We start from the raw sequence: 20,982 nt of genomic DNA, 5'->3' as shown, positions 1-20,982 counted from the left end.
GCTTGCCAATGGGTTTGGCAGGAAAACGCGTCAGGCGATACCCGCAGCCTTCAACAGCGCCTCGGTCGATGGGTCGAAGCCATCGCCGCCACCAGCGTCGATCTGCTTGGCAATGGCCTTGCCCAGTTCCACCCCGAACTGGTCGAACGGGTTGATGCCGAGCAGCATGGCCGAAACGAACGTGCGATGTTCGTGGAACGCAATCAGCGCGCCGAGCGTGGCGGGGTTGAGATCGTCGCACAGGATCGTGGCGGAGGGGCGATCACCCGGATAGGCACGGGCTCCGTCCTCGCTGGACTTGCCGGCCATCAAGGCCGCGCCTTGGGCAAAGCAGTTGGACAGCAGGATCTGGTGATGGACCGGATCGAGATCGTGACCGGGGATCTTCACCGCGAGGAAATCGACCGGGATCAGGTGCGTGCCCTGGTGCAGCAACTGGAACACCGCGTGCTGGGCATCGGTGCCCACCCCGCCCCAGGTGATCGGTGCGCTGGGCCGGGTGAGCGGGGCGCCATCGGCGGTCACGCGCTTGCCATTCGATTCCATCTCAAGCTGCTGGAGATAGTCGGGCAGCAGCGCGAGCCGTTCGTCATAGGCGAAGACGGCGCGGGTCTGGCAGCCGCGCACCTGCGTATAATAGAGATCGGCGAAGGCGGCACGGACGACAGCGTTCGCCTCAAGCTGCGCTTCGATGAAATGGCGGTCGATCGCGGCCGCGCCATCGAGGAATTCGGCAAAGGCATCGCTGCCCAGCGCCAGCGCCACAGGAAAGCCGATGGAGGACCACAGCGAGTAACGACCGCCAACGCTTTCGCTGAACGGCAGCACACGGGTTTCGTCCACGCCCCATTCCACCGCCTTGTCCGGCGCGGCGGTGAGCGCGACGACGCGGCCATAGGGATCGGCCACGCCACCCTGCTCCAGCCATTCGATTGCCGAAGCGGCATTGGTCATCGTTTCCGTGGTCGTGAACGTCTTGGAGGCGACGGCGATCATGGTGGTGGCCGGATCACAGGCCTTCATTGCCGCTTCCAGCGCGCAGCCATCGATGTTGGAGACGACATGAACCGCCACCTTGGCCTCGTCACGCGCCAGGGCATCGATGGCGAGCGCGGGGCCAAGGGCGGAACCGCCGATGCCGATGTGGATCAGGCTCTTCACATCGCCCAACAGGCCTTCGTGGATCGCGTCGACCAGCCCCTTCATGCGGGCGTGCAGTGCCTCGGCTTCCACCACGCTGGCGGGATTGCCGACGCCACGCTCGGCGGTGTGTTCGGCAGCGCGGCCTTCGGTATTGTTGATCTTATCCCCGTCGATCAGCGCCTGCCGCTTACCCGCAAGGTTCATCGCGGTGGCAAGGCGCGCGAGCACGCTGGTGACTTCGGCGGAAAGATGGGTCTTCGACCAATCGAAGCGGATCGCGCCGCCGGGCAGGTCAAGCGTGGTGCAGAACGCATCAAGCCGGTCGGGCGCGGCGAAAAGCTCCGCCAGCGTGGGGCGCGAAAGGCCTTCCAGTTCCTGCCACAGCGCGGCCGCCTGATCGGTCATTGGTGCATTTCCTTCTTCGCAGGTGCGGAATCGCCCCTTCATGCCCGCTCAGGGCCAATCCGCCAAGCGCCGACGTGGATCGACGAACGGGGGTGCAATCGTATTTGATCGCGGCTATCGGCTGAATATCACCCTTGACGGGAAGCAGCCCCCTCCACATGACCGCCTCCATGAACGAAACGCCCGAAAACGCGCCCGAAGCCACCACTGCCGCGCCCGCTGCGGCACCTGCCCCGGCCGCGCCGGTGAAGAAGGAAAAGAAGGAAGACAGCTTCGGCGTGTTCCTGGTGAAGCTGGTGCTGATCGTGGCGATCTTCCGCAGCTTCATTTTCTCACCTTTCAACATCCCTTCGGAATCGATGCTGCCAAGGCTTGAGAACGGGGATTACCTGCTCGCCGCCAAGTGGCCGTTCGGCTATTCTAGGTATTCGCTGCCGTTCAGCGTGCCCCTGTTGCCCAAGCGCATCCTTGCTGGGCAGCCCAACCGTGGCGACGTGGTGATCTTCAAGGCGCCGCCGGGCAACGATGTGGACTACATCAAGCGCGTGATCGGCCTGCCGGGTGACACCGTCCAGATGATTGGCGGCGTGCTGAACATCAACGGCAAGCCGGTGCCCAAGGTGAAGATCGAGGACTTCGTGATCCCGGTTTCGGCCAACACCAACTGTGTCAGCCCGGAATTCGAGGTCATGGAGAAGGACGGCACGCCGACCTGCCATTACCCGCAGTTCCGCGAGACGATGCCCGAGGGCAAGAGCTACAACGTGCTCGACCTCGGCTATCGCCAGCAGGATGACACGGTGCCCGTGGTCGTGCCCGAGGGCCACCTGTTCCTGATGGGCGACAACCGCGACAATTCGATGGACAGCCGTTTCCCGGCGGTCGAAGGCGGCGGGATCGGGCTGGTGCCGCAGGACAACCTCGTCGGCCGTGCGACGATCGTGATGTGGTCCACCGATGGCAGCGCCAACTGGTTCCTGCCCTGGACATGGTTCACCGCCGCACGGTGGAACCGGATCGGGGGCACGTTCTGAGCGGTCCCGTGCTGAGCGACGATGCGGCAGGGTTCCTGACCGCGCTGACCGGGGCCGCGCCGCAGCGGCCCGACATGTGGAACGACGCGCTGACCCACGGATCGATGGGCGAGACGCGCGATTACCAGCGGCTGGAATTCCTGGGTGACCGGGTTCTGGGGCTGGTGATCGCCGACTGGCTTTATGAACGCAGCGAAGGCGCCGAGGGCAAGCTCTCGCAGCGGCTCAACGCGTTGGTCGCGCGCGAAACCTGCGCCGATGTCGCCCGCGCACTGGGCGTGCAGCCATACATGCGGCTGGGCAAGCAGGCGCGCGATGATGGCGGCGCCGACAGCGACAACATCCTGGGCGACGTGATGGAGGCACTGATCGGTGCGCTGTTCCTTGAACGCGGGTTCGAGGCGGCCCGCGCCTTCGTTCGCAAGGCCTGGGCGCGGCCCATGGAGGGCGGCACCGGGCAACGCAAGCATCCCAAGGCCGCGCTGCAGGAATGGGCGGCGGGCAACCGGCGCAAGCCGCCGGTCTATGCCATCGTTTCGCGCGAAGGGCCCGACCACGCGGCCACGTTCACCGTTTCCGTTTCCGTGAAGGGCGTCGGTGAAGCCGAAGCACGCGGATCATCCAAGCAGGAGGCGGAGACCAACGCCGCCCGCGATTTCATGAAGAAGTTTGCATGACACAGAAATGCGGCCTCGTCGCCGTTATCGGCGCCCCGAATGCGGGCAAGTCCACCCTCGTCAACGCGCTCGTCGGCCAGAAGGTGGCGATCGTATCAGCCAAGGCGCAGACCACGCGCGCGCGGCTGATGGGCATTGCCCTGCAGGATGAGGTGCAGATCATCCTGGCCGACACGCCCGGCCTGTTCGAGCCCAAGCGCCGGCTCGACCGGGCGATGGTCAACGCCGTGTGGGAAGGCGCATCGGAAGCCGACGCCATCCTGCTGGTGGTGGATTCGCGCAAGAAGAAACGCGACTATCTCGAGCCCATTCTGGAGAGCCTGAAGGACCGGCCCGAGCGCAAGATCTTGGTGCTCAACAAGGTGGACGCCACGCCCAAGGAACCGCTGCTGGTGATGGCCGAGGAGCTTTCCCCCGCCGGCAACTTCGACGAGGTGTTCTTCGTTTCCGCTCTGACCAACGACGGCGTGGCCGAACTGAAGACACGCCTTGCAGAACTGATGCCGGAAGGTGCCTGGCACTATCCCGAGGATCAGGTTTCCGATGCCTCGGAACGCCTGCTAGCCGCCGAGATCACTCGCGAGCAGATCTACCGCCAGTTGCACGACGAACTGCCCTATGACAGCGCGGTGCGGCCCGAGAGCTATACCCACCGCAAGGATGGGTCGGTGGAGATCCACCAGCAGATCGTGATCGCGCGTGACAGCCAGCGCGGCATCGTGCTGGGCAAGGGCGGATCGAAGCTGAAATCAATCGGCGAGGCCGCGCGCAAGGAGCTGGCCGAGCTGCTCGGCGTGAAGGTCCACCTGTTCCTGCACGTGAAGGTGGAAGAAAACTGGGCGGAAAGCCGGGAAATCTACGAAGAGATCGGCCTCGACTGGGTAAAATGATCCCGTCGCACCGGTTTATGCGACGGCGCGAGCTCTTTTCGGGACACCAACCCATTATTGCCGAAGGATAAACACGACAGCCGCGTTTGCACTTGCACAGTGACAGACGCGGAGTGCGTGAATGCCCGGAATTGCGAGTGCGACCCTGCAGGCCCCCCGCCGTGCGCTGGTGGAGGTCTGGCGGGGGCGGCACGGTGGCATTGCGCAGGGCTGGCTTTCGCTGGCCGCCTATCTCTTCCTCGCGCTGTCCTTCCGCGCGTTCCTGATCGGCAATCCCGTCGTCCATGTGGATGAGGAGTTCTACCTCTATGCGGCCCAACGCTGGCAGCAAGGCGCCCTGCCCTATGTCGGGGTGTGGGACCGCAAGCCGATCGGCCTGTTTGCGCTCTATCGCCTGTTTGTGATGGCCCCGGGCGGCGGGCTGGTCGCCTACCAGCTTGCCGGGATCGTCTTCACCGCGCTGACGGCGCTGGTGGTGGAGCGCATGGCGAAGGAGATCGCACCGCCCCGCGCCACATGGCTCGCCGGTGCAGCCTATGTCCTCTACATGCCTGTCTTCAACTGCGCGCTGGGCCAGGGGCCGGTGTTCTACAACCTGCCGGTAGCGCTCGCGGCGCTGACCGTGATGGAGGCCTGGAAGCGACCCAACGCGCCGGACCTGCTGGCGCGCGGCGTGCAGGCGATGGCGCTGGTCGGCATCGCCATGCAGATCAAGACCTGCGTGGTGTTCGAGGGCATGGCCTTGGGCCTGATGCTGCTGGCGCGGGGTTGGGCCGATGGCTGGCGCGGGTGGCGCTTCGCCATGGCATGTGCGGTATGGGCGGGGATCGCCATCCTGCCGATGGCGCTGGCCCTCGGCGCCTATGCCGCGGCAGGGCATGGCGAAGCCTTCATTCAGGCGAACTTCGTCTCGGTGTTCCAGCGTGGGCCGGAAGGGCCCGTCGCCGGGTTCCGCGTGTTCAAGGAAACGCTGGCGCTTTCACCCTTCATCCTCGCGATCCTGCTAGCTCCAAGGCGCATGCCGATGCCACGGGCGCACCCGGTAGCCCTGCGCGCGCTGCGCCTATGGGCGGCGGCGGCGGTGCTGGGCTTCCTTGTGTTCGGCACATGGTACGATCACTATGTCGCGCCGACGCTTGCGCCCCTGTCGGTGCTGGCAGCGCCCGCCCTCGCCCGGACCAAGCCGGGAGAGCGGTGGTATGGCCGCCTGCTGCTGGGCTTCGGGGCGGTCGCGGGGCTGGTGGTGATGGTCTATCAGGTCCATCGGCACGGCAACGGGCAGCAGGTCAGCCATCTTGCCTCCACGGTGCGATCGGAGATCCATGGCGGCTGCTATTTCCAGTTCGATGGCGAACCGGCGTTCTATCAGGCCGTGGGGGCCTGCGTCCCAACGCGCTTCGCTTTTCCCAATCACCTGACCACCTATACCGAGGCGACGGCTATCGGGGCCGATCCCAATGTGGAAGTCGCGCGGATCATGCTTTCCCGGCCGGACGTGGTGCAGGTGGCCGAGTGGAAGAAGATCTACCTGCCCAACCATGTCAGCCGCGCGGTGCTGATGGATTTCCTTCTTCGGGACTACGAGCATTACGCCAGCGTGCAGGTGGGCGAGCGCAGCTATGGCCTGTGGCGACCGAAGCTGCGCCCGCAGGATACGGGCGCAGCCATTCCGACAAGCGCCGTTCAGGGGTAGCGCGTGGTCCAGTCGGCCGGATAGGGCGGCACCCAGGCAGGCGGATGCACCCACGTGGTGCCGCGCGGCGCGAAGCTGCCCTCAATGGTGCCGATGCGCTGCATCGCGTCGCTGACGGCAGCATCGCGACACGAGGGCGCCACCGGATCGGTCGTGTCGGTCTCGCCCATCTTCTCGCACAGGAAGCGTGCGGTCAGCGAAACGCGGCGGCGCAGTTCATCCTTGCCGGCCTTGGTGCTGAGGTCGAGATCGGCGTAACTGACCGCCTGTGACAGCGACTGCACGCTGTCGGGCACCTTGCCATAGCGGCCGGTCACGGTGATTTCCTCTGCCGCGCCCTGTGCCGTGGCGATGGCCGGAATGGTCAGCGTGGCCAGCGAGACGGCCGGGGCAACGAGTTTTCGAAGTAGCATTGGTCTGCTCCTGATGTGGAGCCGACACCCATCCTCCCGCCAGGCGGTCGCGAAAGGAATGGAGGGCAGGCCGCGCCGTTCCCCCCGCTTGCGACGAACAGTGCGCCGCAAGCGGGGATGCGCATCCTTTCAGCGCAGCTTGGCGATGGTCATGCCGTGCTCCTTCGCCGCATCCTTGGTCGATTCCTCGGTGCGGTTCAGGGATTTGGCGATTTCCTTCAGACCCTTGCCCTTGGAGGCGAGGCTGCGCAGTTTCTGCAGTTCGTCCGGCTTCCACGGCTGGCGGTGGCGGGCAACCTTCTCGCTCATTCGCCCGACTCCGCCTTGGTGGCCTTCTTCCTGGGTGCAGCCTTCTTCGCTGCCGGCTTCTTGGCCCCATCCGTGGCGGTCGGGGCCTTCTTGGCCGGAGCCTTCTTTGCAGTCGCCTTCTTTTTGCCCTTGGCCGGGGCCTTGGCGGCGCGCTCATCGATCAGGACCACGGCCTGCTCCGCCGTCAGTTCCTCGGGCTTCTTGTCACGCGGCAGGGTGGCGTTGGTGGTGCCGTCGGTCACATAGGGGCCATAGCGGCCCGCCATCAGCTTCATCTCACCGCCCGAAGTCGGGTGCGGGCCGAACGTCTTGAGCGGTTCCGCAGCCTGCCTGTTACCCCTCGCGCCTGCTCCGGAAGCCGCTTCGGCCAGCTTGACCACCGCCGCGTTCATGCCGGTTTCGAATACCTCGGATGTCGCCTTGAGCCGGGCATACTTGCCGTCGTGCGACAGGTACGGCCCATAGCGCCCGATCGAGGCGACGATGGGCTTGCCGCTCTCCGGGTGCATGCCGATTTCGCGCGGCAGGTTCAGCAGCTTCAGCGCCCATTCCAGGTCCAGCTCCGGGATGTCCTTGGGGATCGAGGCACGCTTGGCCTCCTTGCCCTCGCCCAGCTGGATATAGGGGCCAAAGCGCCCGGTGCGGCGCATCACCTCAAGGCCCGTCACCGGGTCCTTGCCAAGGCCGCTCTCCTCGCCCTCACCGCCATCGCCTTCGCCGCCCGGCTGCGCGAACTTGCGGGTGAACTTGCACTCGGGATAGTTCGAGCAGGCGACGAACGCACCATACTTGCCACCGCGAAGGGCCAACCGCCCCTCGCCGCACTTGGGGCACAGGCGCGGATCGCCGCCCTCGGCCTTCTGCGGGAAGAGGTAGTCGGACAGGAAGGTGTCGAGTTCGGCGGTCACCTCGCTCGGCTTCTTTTCCATCACCTCATCGGACTTGGGCTTGAAGTCCTTCCAGAACGCGGCGAGCACCGCTTTCCAGGCGGCGCGGCCGCCGGACACGTCGTCCAGCTCGTCCTCCATCCCGGCAGTGAATTCATAGGCGACATAGCGGTCAAAGAATCGTTCGAGAAACGCTGTCAACAACCGCCCGCTTTCCTCTGCGAAGAAACGGTTTTTTTCGGTTCTGACGTAGTTTCGGTCCTTCAGCACCTGCAGCGTGGCGGCGTAGGTCGATGGGCGACCGATGCCGAGCTCCTCAAGCCGCTTGACCAGGCTCGCTTCCGAATAGCGCGGTGGCGGCTGGGTAAAGTGCTGGGTGGCGTCCACGCCGCGCTTCGCCGGTGTGTCTCCATTGGTCATCGCGGGCAGCAGGCCGCTTTCGTCGTCCTCGCCCTCGGCCTTCTGGTCGCGCCCTTCTTCATACACGGCCAGGAAGCCGGGGAACTTCACGACCTGTCCCGTCGCACGAAGTTCGTGTTTGCCGGTGCCGTCGCGCAGGGTCACGGTCGTGCGCTCGATATTGGCGGATGCCATCTGGCTCGCCATCGCGCGCTTGTAGATCAGGTCATAGAGCCGGGCCTCGTCGCCCACGCCATAGCGGTCCTTGGAAAAGTCGGTGGGGCGGATCGCTTCATGCGCTTCCTGCGCATTCTTGGCCTTGGTCTCGTAATGACGCGGTTTTTCCGGCAGATAGTGTCCGTCATATCGGTCCGAGATCGCCTTGCGCGCCGCGCTGATGGCGCTGGGGTCCATCTGCACGCCGTCGGTACGCATATAGGTGATCGCGCCCGCTTCATAAAGCGTCTGCGCCACGCGCATGGTGTGGCTGGCAGAGAAGCCAAGCTTGCGTGCAGCTTCCTGCTGCAGCGTCGAAGTAGTGAACGGGGGATAGGGATTGCGGCGGGTCGGCCGGGTCTCGACATCCTCGACACGGAAGGTGCCGGCCTCGACCACGGCCTTGGCCTTCATCGCTGCGCCTTCGTCGCCAAGCGTCAGCTTGTCGAGCTTCTGCCCGTCGAACTTGACCAGGCGCGCGGCGAACTCGGTGCCGCCCTGCTCCAGTCGCGCGATCACCGACCAGTATTCCTGCGCCTTGAACGCCTCGATCTCGCGCTCGCGCTCCACGATCAGACGCAGCGCAACCGACTGCACGCGGCCGGCAGACTTCGCCCCCGGCAGCTTGCGCCAGAGCACGGGCGAAAGGGTGAAGCCGAACAGGTAGTCCAGAGCGCGCCGGGCGAGATAAGCGTCGATCAGGTCCTGATCCAGCTCGCGCGGCTTCTTCATCGCCTCGGTCACCGTCGCCTTGGTGATGGCGTTGAAGGTGACGCGTTCCACTTCCTTGGGCAGTGAGCGCCGCTTGGCCAACAGTTCGCGCACGTGCCAGGAAATCGCCTCGCCCTCGCGATCGGGGTCGGTGGCCAGAATCAGGCGGTCAGCCCCCTTTGCGGCGTCGGTGATGGCCTTCACCCGCGATTGCTTGTCGCCATAAAGCTCCCAGTCCATCGCGAAGTCCTCGTCGGGACGGACGGACCCGTCCTTCACCGGCAGGTCGCGGATGTGGCCATAGCTGGCGAGGACCTTGTAGCCGGGACCGAGGTACTTCTCGATGGTCTTGGCCTTGGCGGGAGATTCAACGATGACGAGCTGCATGATCCGAAACAATTACCTTCACGCGTATACGTACGCGCGAGGGTGGGGACGCAAGGCGGCTCGCGTCAAGCCGCCGATGAGAGGAAAGTCGGTTCAGCCGAACACGTCGTCAAGGTTTCCCGTGGATTGGCCGAGGCAGGCGTAGACAGCTACAGCGAACAGCGTCGTCATGATCTGAATGCCGGCACCGGCCGCGTTGGCGACGGCCGTGCCGACCAGCCCCATCTGTTCGGACGTTCCAGTTTCCGAAAGCCCTCCCACGAGCCCGACCAGCGCGAAAAGCGCCAGCATGCCAAGCCCGACCACGAAGGCTGCCCCGGTAACTTGCCAGGCAGCTTGGGCCGTCCGCTGCCACGATTGCCCCAGCGCCTGCGTGGTGGTGAGCCCCTCGGCAATCACCAGGCTGCTCGACATCGACCACCGCGCGGCCACATAAAGGCCGGGAAGGACAAGGACAATCAGGCCCGCAACGATCCCCAGCGTGCCCAGGAACGCCGCACCGAATGCAGATGCATAATGCCGGCTGCTCACCCCCCGCGCCATCAAGCCTTCCTGTTGCAGGATGTGTTCGGAAAAGTGATACGAGATGAAGAAGGTTGCGATGCTCAACAAAAGCGAGCTGCCGCCTTCGCCCATGGCAAGGTCCAGCACGGTGCCCAGAATCGCGATGAAGCCGCCGGCCAGCAGGCAGACCCCCATGTTCCGCCCCACGATCGCCGTCCATTGCGACAGGATCTGCCCCACCGTGGTGTAACCGGCCGTGCTCGCCATTCCGCCCCCTGAACTCTAGACTACTTCAATGCGGCAATCTGCGCGACAAGCCGTTCGTTGGCAAGCGACGCAGCCTTGGTGGCGCCATCTTCGTAATTGCCGGGCTTGGCGGTGAATTCGAACTTGCGCGTCTTGCCAAGGCGCAATCCGCCCATGCCACCGGCGGCCAGCAAGCCACCCACCACATTGCCCGCCGCCTGCGTCGTCTTGGAGGCGCCACTTGTCGCATCTTCCTTGGTGATGAAGTCCCCATCCACCGATACGCCCTGCTGCAGCGTGGCCGTGGTGGTCTTGCCGTTCGCGCCGAAGATCGTCATCCGCGAATAGCCCGGCACCACCGACAGGTTGGCGTTGACCTCAAGCCCGCCAAAGCTGAACGCGCCGGGGCGCTTCTGGTCGGAAAAGTCGATCAGGTAGGTCACGTCGATCACCGGTGAACCCGAAGCGCGAGCATAGTTCGACAGCGCCATGCCGGCCTGCCCCGCTTCCATGGCCAGCCCCATGCTCGAAAAGCCGCTTCCCTGGAAATCGCCTGCCACCATGATCAGCGTGGGCAGCGCAGACGGCTTCACATAGGTCGCCTTGCCCGTGCTCTTCTTTTCAAGCTGGATGTTGATGTCCAGCGGCGAAGGATGCCCATGTGGCTTGGCCAGTTCCGGTGCGGCAAACACCGCTGCCGGCCCCTGCACCGTCAGCCCCGCCGCCTGCAGCTTGCCCACGAAATCGGCATAGGCGGCATCGGCGATCTTCTGCATCATCTCTGGCGTCACGCCAACAAGCTGAGACTTCGCCTTGGTCGTGCCGCCGAATGCGCCCATCAGGCCGCCGGTGGCCTTGGTCTGGTCGGTCGACTCGAAGATGAAGCCAACGTTGAAGGCCCCGATGGCCACCGTCGTCGCACCCTTGACCGCTTCCTTGCCGGAAACCTTGATGGCCTCAGGCTCTCCTGCAAGTACTTGCGTAGGAACAGAAAAAAGCGACATCAGCAGTGCCGCAGCAAAGACTTGACGCCTCTTGTCGTGCATGGTCAATCCCCGCCCCTTTTCATGGTTTTCACCACATTAACGAAAGACAGGCAGGCAATTGCAAGCGTCAAATACTGGGTAACGATTGCGGCCGGTTCAGCCCTGAACCAGCGACACCCGTCCGCCGGCATGGCGCTGAAGCCGCCCGGCCAGTTCCAGCTCCAGCAAGGCCGTCTGGACTGCGCCCGCACTGGCGCCGCTCTGGCGCACGATCTCGTCGATGCTGACTGGCGCCGTGCCCAGCAGGCCCGCAATGTCGGCCGGATCGCTTTCTAACTCGGCGTCCGGAACCGCAGTGTAGACGGGCGCCAACGCCTCGCGGAAGGTCGAACGCGGGCTGCCGGTGAATCCCTGCAGCAGCTCCGCCACGTCCTGTGCATTCTGCACCAGGATCGCCCCGTCGCGGATCAGCTGGTTGCACCCGTGCGAGCGGCTGTCGAGTGGCGAGCCCGGCACCGCCATCACCTCGCGCCCGGCTTCCCCGGCAAGCCGCGCTGTGATGAGAGAGCCCGACTTTGGCGCCGCCTCCACCACCACGGTCCCGGTCGCCAACCCGGCGATGATGCGGTTGCGGTGGGGAAAATGGCGGGCAAGCGGCTCTGTGCCCGGTGGCATTTCCGCCACCAGCAGGCCCCGCCGCGCCACCTCGTCCTGCAGTTCCGCGTTCTCCGGCGGATAAACCACGTCGATCCCGCCGGCGATCACGCCGATGGTCCCACCGCCCTGCGCCATACCGGCCAGCGCGCCGCGGTGCGCCGCGGTATCTATGCCACGGGCCAGCCCTGAAATGACCGCGTGGCCCATCTCGGCAAGGCCCAATGCGAACTCGCGTGAAAGCTTCACCGCCCCCGCCGAGGCATTTCGCGCACCCACGACCGCTACGGAGGGCCTTGCGAACAGCCCGGTATCGCCGCGCACCGTCAGGATCGGCGGCGGGCTGTCCAGCTGCGCCAGCAGCGCCGGATAATCCGCCCCGTCATGGAACAGATACCGCGCCCCCAGCCGCTTCACCGCGGCGATCTCGTCCTCGATCCGGGCCTTGTCGGCCGGGCGATACTTGCCCCCACCGCGCGAAACGATATCGGGCAGCACCTCCAGCGCAGCCTCTGCGCTGCCAAAGCGGTGCAGCAGCTGGGCATAGCTGACCGGCCCCACGTTGGGCGAGCGCAGCAGCCGGATGCGCGCAAACGCCTCTGCCTGGCTCAGCGCCTGCCCCCCGCCGCTCATTTCCTGCTGCCCACCTTCGGCTCCGTCCCCGCACGCAGGCGGGCGATGTTGGCGCGGTGGAGCCAGATCACCAGCACCGCGATCGCACCCAGCACCGGGCCGTATTGCGGATAACCGAAGACATAGGCGGCCATCGGCGCGGCGATCACCGCGCTCAGCCCGCCCAGCGACGAAATCCGCGTCAGCGCCAGCACGCCGAGCCACACGACCGCATAGGCAAGCCCGATGGGCCAGGCGAGGCCGAGCGAGACGCCCATCGTCGTCGCCACGCCCTTGCCACCGTTGAACCTTAGCCACACCGGGAAGCAGTGCCCGATCACCGACGCACCTGCCGCCATCGCCTCGGCCTGGGCGGGCAGGAAATGGCGGGCCAGAACCACCGCCAGCGCGCCCTTGGCCAGGTCCAGCAACAGTGTCGCCGCCGCCAGCCCCTTGCGCCCGGTGCGCAGCACGTTGGTGGCGCCGATGTTGCCCGATCCGATCGCGCGCAAATCACCCGCACCGGTCAGGCGGGTGAGGATCAGGCCAAAGGGCACGGAGCCCAGAAGGTATCCGCCCAGCAGGGCGATCAGGGTGGTTTCCATGCCGCCTCATAACCAGCGCGGGGAACCTTGGGGAGAGGCGCCTTCCCTTTTTCCCGCAACTGCGGCTAGAAGCCGGGCAATGGCCGCCCCCGATCCTACCGCCGATCCATCAGCCGATCCCGCAGCCCCCGTCCTGCTGTTCGATTCCGGCGTGGGCGGGCTCTCCGTGCTGGACAAGCTGCGCCAGGTGCTGCCCCAGGCCCCGGTCATCTATGCCGCCGACTATGCCGGCCTGCCTTATGGCAGCAAGACCGAGGCGCAGATCGCCGCGCGGGTATCGGGTCTGCTGGGCCGCATGACAGAACGCTTCCGTCCGCGCCTTGTCTGCATCGCGTGCAACACCGCCTCCACCATCGCGCTCGCCTCGGTGCGCGAAGTGCTGGAGGTTCCGATCGTCGGCACCGTGCCCGCAATCAAGCCCGCTGCCGTGATGACCCGCACCGGCGTGATCGGCCTGCTCGGCACCGAAGCAACGATCCGCCAGGGCTATGTTGACCGGCTCGAGGCCGAATTCGCGGCTGACAAGCGCCTGCTGCGTCACGCCGCGCCCGAACTCGTCTCTGCTGCCGAAGCGAAGTTGCGGGGCGAAGCGGTCGATCCTGCCGTCTATGCCCGCGCCGCCACCGCCCTGCGCGCGATGTCGGATGGGGAGCGGATCGACACGGTGGTGTTGGCCTGCACCCACTTTCCGCTTGTGCAGGACGAACTGGCCCAGGCCTTCGGCCCCGGCGTTTCGTTCGTCGACGGTTCCGACGGTATTGCCCGCCGCATCGTCTTTTTAACGCAGTCGCAGCAATTCGTGCGCGAAAAGCCGGATGTCGCGCTCTTCACCCGTGGCGGTGAGGATGTCGAGGCGTTAAGACCAACGCTGGCCGCGCGCGGACTCGAACAGACCATTCTGTTCTGAACGCACCCTTTTCGACAGGCCCATAGGGGGGACTTTCAGGCGCATGAAGCTGTGGAACAGGATCATCCTGCTTTTCGTCCTGCTGGTCGCCATCCCGTACTATTGGCTGCTGGTCGATGCGCGAACTGGCAGCGTTCCTGCCAAACCCATCGACATCGTTGCCCTGCGCCGCGCCGCGCAGGACGTGCCGGGGCAAAAGCCCGTGGCGATCGAATATGCCGCAGTCGCGGCGCGTCGGGCACCCGGTGCGGCCCTTGTGGCCGGTGGCGGGCTGAAGCGTGACCTGATCGGCATCGTCGCCTATCGCCTTGTCTCGCCCGGTGGCGATATCCTGATCGATTCCGGTCTCAGCCAGGCGCAGGCCCACGACATGGGGATCGATCTGTGGAAAGGCCCGGCGCAGGCCCGCGTGAATGGCTGGATGGACAGCGCCCGGCTGATACTCTTCACCCACGAACACCCCGATCATGTCGGCGGCTTTCTCGCCTCCCCCCATTTCGCCCGCATCGCGCCCAAGGCGGTGATCCTGCCCGAAATGATCGCAGGCATTAAGGAGGTGGCAGCCAGCCGCGTTGCCGGCCTGCCCAAGCCGCTGCATTATGGCGAATACGCCGCCGTTGCCCCCGGCGTGGTGCTCATGCGCACGCCGGGCCACACACCCGGATCGCAGATGATCTTCGTGCAGCTGCAGGACGGGCGCGAATACCTGTTCACTGGCGATACCGCGTCGATGGCGCGCAATGTCGGCTGGGTCAGGCCGCGTTCGCATCTCGTGTCGGACTGGATCGCACCCGAGGATCGGGGAGCAACGATCGGATGGATCAAGGGCCTGTCGGATCTGGCCAGGCGCAACCCCCGCCTCACGCTGGTCTATTCACACGATCTGGCATGGCTGCAGAGCGGCCGCCGCGGCCCCGGCTTCCACACCGATTTCCTGTGGACCACCACGCCCGAGGACCGCGATCCGCTGGATGAAGAAACCCCTGCAGCCGCCCCTGCGGGCAATGCGAATGCCATCAAATGATGCTGGCAAAGCAGGGAAAACAAGCGTAGAAGCCGCGCCATCGCCGGGCGACCCAGGGGGACGGGCCGCGGAGACAGACAGGTCTCCAGCAGGAACAAGGAGCGGCGGGTGAACTACGACCAGATTTTCGATTCCGCGATCGAGCGCCTGCACAGCGAAGGCCGTTACCGCGTTTTCATCGACATCCTGCGCAACAAGGGCGCCTACCCCAATGCCCGCTGCTTCGCCGGCCACAATGGCCCGAAGCCGATCACCGTATGGTGCTCCAACGATTATCTCGCCATGGGCCAGCATCCAAAGGTGATCGCCGCGATGGAAGAGGCGCTGCATGATGTCGGCGCCGGATCGGGCGGCACCCGCAATATCGGCGGCAACACCCACTATCACGTCGATCTGGAACGCGAACTGGCGGACCTGCATGGCAAGGATGGCGCGCTGCTCTTCACCAGCGGCTATGTCTCCAACGACGCCACGCTCTCCACCCTTGCCAAGATCCTGCCCGGCTGCGTGATCTTCTCGGATGAGCTGAACCACGCCAGCATGATCGCGGGCATCCGCAATTCCGGCGCGGAAAAGAAGGTGTTCCGTCACAACGACGTCGAGCATCTGGAAGAGCTTCTGGCCGAAACGGACCCCGCGCTGCCCAAGCTGATCGCGTTCGAATCCGTCTATTCGATGGATGGCGATGTCGCCCCGATCCACGCGATCTGCGACCTTGCCGAAAAGTACAATGCGCTGACCTATATCGACGAGGTTCACGCCGTGGGCATGTACGGCCCGCGCGGCGGCGGCATCACCGATCGGGATGAGGCGGCCCACCGTATCGACATCATCGAAGGCACGCTGGGCAAGGCCTTTGGCGTGATGGGCGGCTATATCGCGGCGGACACCAAGATCATCGACGTGATCCGCTCCTATGCACCCGGATTCATCTTCACCACTTCGCTCTCGCCGGTGCTGGTTGCAGGGGTGCTCGCCTCGGTGCGCCATCTGAAGGCCAGCAGCGTGGAACGTGAAGGGCAGCAGGCCGCTGCCGCCTTCCTCAAGAAGGCCTTTGCCGAGGCCGGCCTGCCCGTGATGCCCAGCACCACCCACATCGTGCCCCTGATGGTCGGTGATCCGGTGCGTGCCAAGAAGGTCAGCGATATCCTGCTGGCCGAATACGGCGTCTATGTGCAGCCGGTAAACTACCCCACCGTGCCCCGCGGCACGGAACGCCTGCGCTTCACCCCTGGCCCCTCACATACCGAGGCAATGATGGTGGACCTCACCAAGGCGCTGGTGGAGATCTGGGAACGGCTGGAACTGGAAGTGAAGAAGGCCGCCTGAGCCTTTTCTCCTGTATGGAAACGACGGATTGGCCCTCCCTCACCGGGAGGGCTTTTTCGTTGGGCTTGCCTTTCGTGTATCTTCCGCTAGCCTTAATCGAATGATTAAACGCTGGAGAGGCGATGTCTACAATGCTCTATGACGAGGTCGTCCTCGGACGGCGCTCGATCCGCGGATATCTCCCCAAGCCGGTTCCTCGGACCCTGATCGAGGAGATCCTGACGATCGCCATGCGTTCGCCAACCTCGATGAACACGCAGCCCTGGCACTTCCATGTCATCACCGGCGAACCTCTCGCCCGCATCAGGGAGGGCAACACCAAGCGCATCCTGGCTGGCGAGCCCGACAGTCGCGAATTCCGCCGGGGCGAGGCCTTTTCCGGCGTCCATCGTGAACGGCAGGTTGAAGTCGCCAAGCAGTTGTTCAGTGCCATGGGCATCGCGCGCGACGATGGCGCCGCCCGGCAAGACTGGGTGCTGCGCGGCTTTCGCCAGTTCGATGCTCCGGTCTGCGTGATCGTCGCTTATGACCGCGAGCTGTCTGGCAGCGACGACACCGCGTTCGATTGCGGCGCGGTTACGACGGCCCTGGTCAACGCGGCCTGGTCTCGCGGGCTCGGCTGTGTCATCAATTCGCAAGGCATCATGCAATCGCCGGTGGTGCGCGAACACGCCGGCATCCCGGACGATCAGGTGATCATGAAGGCGGTTGCCATGGGCTGGCCGGACCCGAGCTTCCCCGCAAACGCCGTGGTCAGCCATCGCAAAAGCATGGAAGAAGCCGCGCGGTTCATCGGCTTTGCAGACTGACCGAAATGCAAAAGGCCCCGCCATCGCTGGCGGGGCCTTCCATTTTTCGGTGCGACCCGAAAGGATCAGCGCAGGCTGACCACGTTATCCGAAACGCGCGGATCGCGACGGTCGCCGCGGTACTGGCTGGCCATCGGCTCATCCAGCACTTCATAGACCTCGTTCGCGCCAAAGCCGTTGAAGGCGGTCTTCATCGCCGCGCCATAGGCGCCCAGCATGCCGATCTCGATGTAGTCGCCCGGCTTGATGTCCACCGGCAGTTCGAACGGACCGTCCATGTGGTCCATGTCATCGCAGGTGGGGCCGTAAAAGCTGAACGGCTCGGTCTCGGCCGAAGCGCCATCGCGCAGCAGCCGCACCGGAAAGCGCCAGCCCACGTGCGCCGCGTCGAACAGCGCGCCATAGGCGCCATCGTTGATGAACAGCTCGTCCTCGCGGCGCTTGTCCACCCGCACGATGATCGAGTTGTATTCGGCGCACAGGGCGCGGCCCGGCTCGCACCACAGCTCTGCCGAATAAGAGACCGGCAGCGATTCATAGGTGCGGTCGATCACGCCGAAGTAATCCTCCAGCGGCGGCGGCTCCATGCCCGGGTAGATCGAGGGAAAGCCCCCGCCCACGTCGATGATGTCGACAGTGACCGACGCATCCACGATCGCGGCGCGAACCTTTTCCAGCGCCTGCACATAGGCATGCGGGCTCATCGACTGGCTGCCCACGTGGAAGCACACGCCCAGCGAATCCGCCACCTGGCGGGTCGCCTGCAGCAGTTCGCCCGCCGTGGTCAGGTCGCAGCCAAACTTGCTGGCCAGGCTCAGCTCCGAATACTCGGAGGAAACGCGCAGCCGCACGCACAGCGTCAGGTCCTCGGGCAGCACGCCGCCGTTGGCTTCGGTGGTGGCAAGACGGATCTTCTCCAGCTCTTCCACCGAATCCAGGCTGAACACGCGCACGCCGTGGTCGCGATAGGCCTCGACGATGGCGCTGGGCGCCTTCACCGGGTGCATGAAGCACAGCGTCGCCTGCGGCAGCGTGGAACGCACCAGGCGCACTTCCGCAATGGAAGCAACGTCATAGTGCGTGACGCCGGCTTCCCACAGGACGCGCAGCAGATCGGGAGAGGGGTTCGCTTTCACCGCATAGAGCGACCGGCCCGGGAACTTCTCGACAAAGAAGCGGGCGGCGCGCGCAGCGGCGTGCGGGCGGTTGAGGATGGCAGGTTGGTCCGGCGCGGCGGCGCGGACTACGGCCAGAGCGTCTTGATGGATGTGCAACTCAAGGGACCCCCAAACGGAACAGTTGAACAAAGCTGCCTTGCGGTTTGGAAGTCCCCATGGGGCAGCGAGAGGGGGTAAATAGGACCCCTGCGCTGAACATCAAGTGAAAAAATGGGCACTCAAAACTGCGGTCACAAAAATGAAACAATGACAGGCGGTTTGGCCCGAAACCCTTGGATTTCCGTGCACTTCGATGACACCTTGCGACGCGAGCTGCGGCAATCCGCAAGCCTCTCCCGCGCCGAATCGGTTCCCGATCAGGACAGTCGGTCGCGGAAATCCTCGTACGAAAACCCGCGCACCTTCTCGAGCGCGTCCGTTTCGCTGTCCCACAGCCAGATCGAGGGGAGCGGGACGCCGTTGAAGGTGGTGGTCTTCACCATCGAATAATGCGCCTGGTCAAGGAACGCGAAGCGGGTGCCCGGCTCGCACTTCTGCGCCATCCGGTAATCCCCGATGACGTCCCCGGCGAGGCACGATGGACCGCCGAGACGGACCGGGGCGTCGCCCTGGCCATCTTCGTATTCGTCGATGGGCAGTTCGCCCAGCATGGCGGGGCGATAGGGCGCCTCGATCACATCTGGCATGTGGCAAGTGGCTGAAATATCGGTGATTGCCAGCGGCATGCCGTTCCAGTGCGTATCCAGCACGGTGCCCACCAGGATGCCGGCGTCGAGCGCCACCGCCTCACCCGGCTCAAGGTAGATTTCGCAGCCTGTCTGGGCCTTAACCTCTTGCAGGAACTGGACAAGTTCATCGCGCTGATAGTCCGCGCGGGTGATGTGGTGGCCACCCCCGAAGTTCAGCCATTTGAGGTTGGGTTGAAAACGACTGAGAAGGGGCAGAACCGCGTTGACGGTGCGTTGAAGCGGCTTGAAGTCCTGCTCGCACAGGGTGTGGAAGTGGATGCCGTCCACCCCTTCCAGATGCTCATCACGCAGCTGGTCGATCGGGAAGCCCAGCCGCGAATGGGGCGCGCAAGGGTCATAGCGCGGCACCTCGCCTTCCTGGTGCAGCGGGTTGATCCTGAGGCCGATGTCGAACACGTTGCCGCGCGCCCGCGCCGCCGCGATCTCGCCCTTGAAGCGTTCGTGCTGGCCGGGGGAATTGAAGATCACGTGGTCGGACAGCCGCAGGATCTCGGGCATGTCCTCGGCCTTGTAGGCCGCGCAATAGGTCGCCACCTCGCCCGAATAATGCTCGTTGGCGAGCAGCGCCTCCCACAGGCCGGAGGTGCAAACGCCATCGAGGTACTGCCCGACGATGGGCGCCACCTTCCACATGGAAAAGGCCTTCAGCGCCGCCAGCACCTTGATCCCCGCCCGGTCCCGGATATCCGCCAGAACCGCCAGATTCCGCCGCAGCGCCGCGGCATCGACCACGAATGCGGGACTATCGACCCGATTGAGGTCAAACTGCGCAAATGCGCCCGGATCGCCGGCTCTGGTTTCCATGCAACACCTCTTCATCCTCCCCTGCGAGGGGAGATGGCAGCCCGCAGGACTAACGGAGGGGTATGGTTCGCCCGCTACCCCTCCACACCGCCTGCGGCGGTCCCCCTCCCCTGTCAGGGGAGGATTGCGATCAAAATTCCAGCGGCCCCGCCAGTTCCTTCACCTGCCAGGGCAGGCCGTGCTTGTTGAGCATGTCCATGTAGGGATCGGGATCGAACTGTTCCATGTTGAACACGCCCTCGCCCTTCCACAGGCCCTGCACCATCATGGCGGCGCCGATCATCGCGGGGACGCCGGTGGTGTAGCTGACGGCCTGGTTGCCGGTTTCGCGATAGGCGTCCTCGTGGTCGCAGATGTTGTAGATGTAGAAGGTCTTTTCCTGCCCGTCCTTCAGGCCGGTGGCGATGTCACCGATGTTGGTCTTGCCCTTGGTCGTGGGGCCGAGGCTGGCGGGTTCGGGCAGCACGGCCTTGAGGAACTGCAGCGGGATGATTTCCTGCCCGTTGTAGATCACCGGGTCGATCCGCGTCATGCCCACGTTCTGCAGCACGGTAAGGTGCGTGATATAGGCATCGCCGAAGGTCATCCAGAAGCGGATGCGCTCGATCTCCGGGATGTGGTGGGCAAGGCTCTCCAGCTCCTCATGGTACATGAGGTACATGTTCTTCGGGCCGACCGCCTCGAAATCGAACTGATGACGGATGGTCAGCGCCGGGGTTTCGATCCATTCGCCCTTGTTCCAGTGGCGCGCCGGGGCGGTCACTTCGCGAATGTTGATTTCCGGGTTGAAGTTGGTGGCGAAGTGCTGGCCATGGTCACCACCATTGCAATCGAGGATGTCGAGCGTGCGGATGGTGTCCAGCTTGTGCTTCTTGAGCCAGGTGGCGAAGACGCTGGTCACGCCCGGATCGAAGCCCGAACCGAGCAGCGCCATCAGGCCCGCCTGCTTGAAACGGTCCTGATAGGCCCACTGCCACGAATATTCGAACTTCGCCTCGTCGATCGGCTCGTAGTTGGCGGTGTCCATGTAGTTGACGCCGGCGGCAAGGCAGGCGTCCATGATGTGCAGGTCCTGGTAAGGCAGCGCGAGGTTGACGACGAGGACGGGCTTCACCTGCTGGATCAGCGCGGTGGTGGCGGCAACATCGTCGGCATCGATCTGGAACGTGTCGATGGAGACGCCGGTACGCGCCTTCACCGAAGCGGCGATGGCGTCACACTTCGACTTGGTGCGGCTGGCGAGCGCAATACCCGTGAAGATATCGCTGTTCATCGCCATCTTGTGGACCGCGACCGAGCCGACGCCGCCTGCGCCGATGACCAGAACCTTTGCCATGCTGTCTCCAAATGCCTTTTCGCGCGCGCCGTGATGCCTGCGCGCGACAATCATGGGCAGGCCCTTTAGAGTAGT

At 64.8% G+C, this 20,982-nt stretch carries 19 protein-coding genes; 8 read left to right on the top strand and 11 right to left on the bottom strand.

The window, feature by feature from the left end:
- Nucleotides 1-30 precede the first annotated feature (30 nt).
- Nucleotides 31-1,548, bottom strand: a complete 1,518-nt coding sequence (pgi, locus tag POM99_RS12100; RefSeq protein WP_277278127.1) for a glucose-6-phosphate isomerase — start codon at nt 1,546-1,548, stop codon at nt 31-33.
- 170 nt (nt 1,549-1,718) lie between these two features.
- Here pgi and lepB point away from each other — a divergent pair, with 170 nt between their 5' ends.
- From lepB to POM99_RS12080, 4 genes are all read left to right on the top strand, one after another.
- Entirely contained in the window at nt 1,719-2,582 is an 864-nt protein-coding gene (lepB, locus tag POM99_RS12095) for a signal peptidase I (protein ID WP_277278126.1), read from the top strand.
- Nucleotides 2,537-3,259 (top strand): ribonuclease III, encoded by a 723-nt coding sequence (gene rnc, locus POM99_RS12090; protein WP_277278123.1) that lies wholly within the window; start codon nt 2,537-2,539, stop codon nt 3,257-3,259. Before lepB ends, rnc begins: the two co-directional genes overlap by 46 nt.
- On the top strand, nt 3,256-4,149 hold the full coding sequence (gene era / locus POM99_RS12085; protein ID WP_277278121.1) for a GTPase Era: 894 nt from the start codon (nt 3,256-3,258) through the stop codon (nt 4,147-4,149). The genes rnc and era overlap by 4 nt, the downstream gene beginning before the upstream one ends.
- A gap of 121 nt (nt 4,150-4,270) precedes the next feature.
- On the top strand, nt 4,271-5,842 hold the full coding sequence (locus tag POM99_RS12080; protein WP_277278120.1) for an ArnT family glycosyltransferase: 1,572 nt from the start codon (nt 4,271-4,273) through the stop codon (nt 5,840-5,842).
- Here the strand turns inward: POM99_RS12080 and POM99_RS12075 are convergent.
- The 7 genes from POM99_RS12075 to plsY all read right to left on the bottom strand — a co-directional run bounded on the left by POM99_RS12075 (nt 5,833) and on the right by plsY (nt 12,771).
- Nucleotides 5,833-6,255, bottom strand: a complete 423-nt coding sequence (locus POM99_RS12075) for a UrcA family protein (RefSeq protein WP_277278118.1) — start codon at nt 6,253-6,255, stop codon at nt 5,833-5,835. The genes POM99_RS12080 and POM99_RS12075 overlap by 10 nt on opposite strands.
- Before the next feature lie 129 nt (nt 6,256-6,384).
- Nucleotides 6,385-6,564, bottom strand: a complete 180-nt coding sequence (locus POM99_RS12070) for a hypothetical protein (RefSeq protein ID WP_277278116.1) — start codon at nt 6,562-6,564, stop codon at nt 6,385-6,387.
- Nucleotides 6,561-9,164 carry a type I DNA topoisomerase gene (gene topA / locus POM99_RS12065; RefSeq protein ID WP_277278114.1) on the bottom strand — a complete coding sequence of 868 codons (2,604 nt, stop codon included), beginning with the start codon at nt 9,162-9,164 and terminating at the stop codon, nt 6,561-6,563. Before topA ends, POM99_RS12070 begins: the two co-directional genes overlap by 4 nt.
- Nucleotides 9,165-9,257: 93 nt before the next feature.
- Nucleotides 9,258-9,935, bottom strand: a complete 678-nt coding sequence (locus POM99_RS12060; protein WP_277278112.1) for a hypothetical protein — start codon at nt 9,933-9,935, stop codon at nt 9,258-9,260.
- A gap of 20 nt (nt 9,936-9,955) precedes the next feature.
- Nucleotides 9,956-10,918 carry a hypothetical protein gene (locus tag POM99_RS12055; RefSeq protein ID WP_277278110.1) on the bottom strand — a complete coding sequence of 321 codons (963 nt, stop codon included), beginning with the start codon at nt 10,916-10,918 and terminating at the stop codon, nt 9,956-9,958.
- Nucleotides 10,919-11,056: 138 nt separating this feature from the next.
- The gene (gene dprA / locus POM99_RS12050; RefSeq protein ID WP_277278108.1) at nt 11,057-12,187 is read right to left on the bottom strand and encodes a DNA-processing protein DprA; all 1,131 of its coding nucleotides are present in this window, start codon (nt 12,185-12,187) and stop codon (nt 11,057-11,059) included.
- On the bottom strand, nt 12,184-12,771 hold the full coding sequence (plsY, locus tag POM99_RS12045; protein ID WP_277278106.1) for a glycerol-3-phosphate 1-O-acyltransferase PlsY: 588 nt from the start codon (nt 12,769-12,771) through the stop codon (nt 12,184-12,186). The genes dprA and plsY overlap by 4 nt, the downstream gene beginning before the upstream one ends.
- Nucleotides 12,772-12,850: 79 nt before the next feature.
- On the opposite strand from plsY, the gene murI reads away from it, so the two are divergent.
- The 4 genes from murI to POM99_RS12025 all read left to right on the top strand — a co-directional run bounded on the left by murI (nt 12,851) and on the right by POM99_RS12025 (nt 16,840).
- Nucleotides 12,851-13,678, top strand: a complete 828-nt coding sequence (gene murI / locus POM99_RS12040) for a glutamate racemase (RefSeq protein WP_277278104.1) — start codon at nt 12,851-12,853, stop codon at nt 13,676-13,678.
- 43 nt (nt 13,679-13,721) lie between these two features.
- Nucleotides 13,722-14,702 carry an MBL fold metallo-hydrolase gene (locus POM99_RS12035; RefSeq protein WP_277278102.1) on the top strand — a complete coding sequence of 327 codons (981 nt, stop codon included), beginning with the start codon at nt 13,722-13,724 and terminating at the stop codon, nt 14,700-14,702.
- A gap of 108 nt (nt 14,703-14,810) precedes the next feature.
- The gene (hemA, locus tag POM99_RS12030) at nt 14,811-16,031 is read left to right on the top strand and encodes a 5-aminolevulinate synthase (protein ID WP_277278100.1); all 1,221 of its coding nucleotides are present in this window, start codon (nt 14,811-14,813) and stop codon (nt 16,029-16,031) included.
- A 131-nt stretch (nt 16,032-16,162) separates the two neighbouring features.
- Nucleotides 16,163-16,840, top strand: a complete 678-nt coding sequence (locus POM99_RS12025; protein ID WP_277278202.1) for a nitroreductase — start codon at nt 16,163-16,165, stop codon at nt 16,838-16,840.
- A 65-nt stretch (nt 16,841-16,905) separates the two neighbouring features.
- Here POM99_RS12025 and POM99_RS12020 read toward each other — a convergent pair whose 3' ends face one another.
- From POM99_RS12020 to POM99_RS12010, 3 genes are all read right to left on the bottom strand, one after another.
- Entirely contained in the window at nt 16,906-18,114 is a 1,209-nt protein-coding gene (locus tag POM99_RS12020) for a type III PLP-dependent enzyme (protein ID WP_277278098.1), read from the bottom strand.
- A gap of 260 nt (nt 18,115-18,374) precedes the next feature.
- Complete coding sequence (locus tag POM99_RS12015; protein ID WP_277278096.1) at nt 18,375-19,571, bottom strand: carboxynorspermidine decarboxylase; 1,197 nt, start codon at nt 19,569-19,571, stop codon at nt 18,375-18,377.
- Nucleotides 19,572-19,701: 130 nt separating this feature from the next.
- A complete protein-coding gene (locus tag POM99_RS12010) occupies nt 19,702-20,907 on the bottom strand; it encodes a saccharopine dehydrogenase family protein (protein WP_277278094.1) in 1,206 nt (401 codons plus the stop codon).
- Between the last annotated feature and the right edge of the window lie 75 nt (nt 20,908-20,982).

Origin of the sequence: Novosphingobium cyanobacteriorum (genome assembly GCF_029436685.1) — a bacterium.
Classification (GTDB): Bacteria; Pseudomonadota; Alphaproteobacteria; order Sphingomonadales; family Sphingomonadaceae; genus Novosphingobium; species Novosphingobium cyanobacteriorum.
Note: the sequence above shows the minus strand (reverse complement) of the source record. Positions and strands in the feature narration are given on the sequence as shown.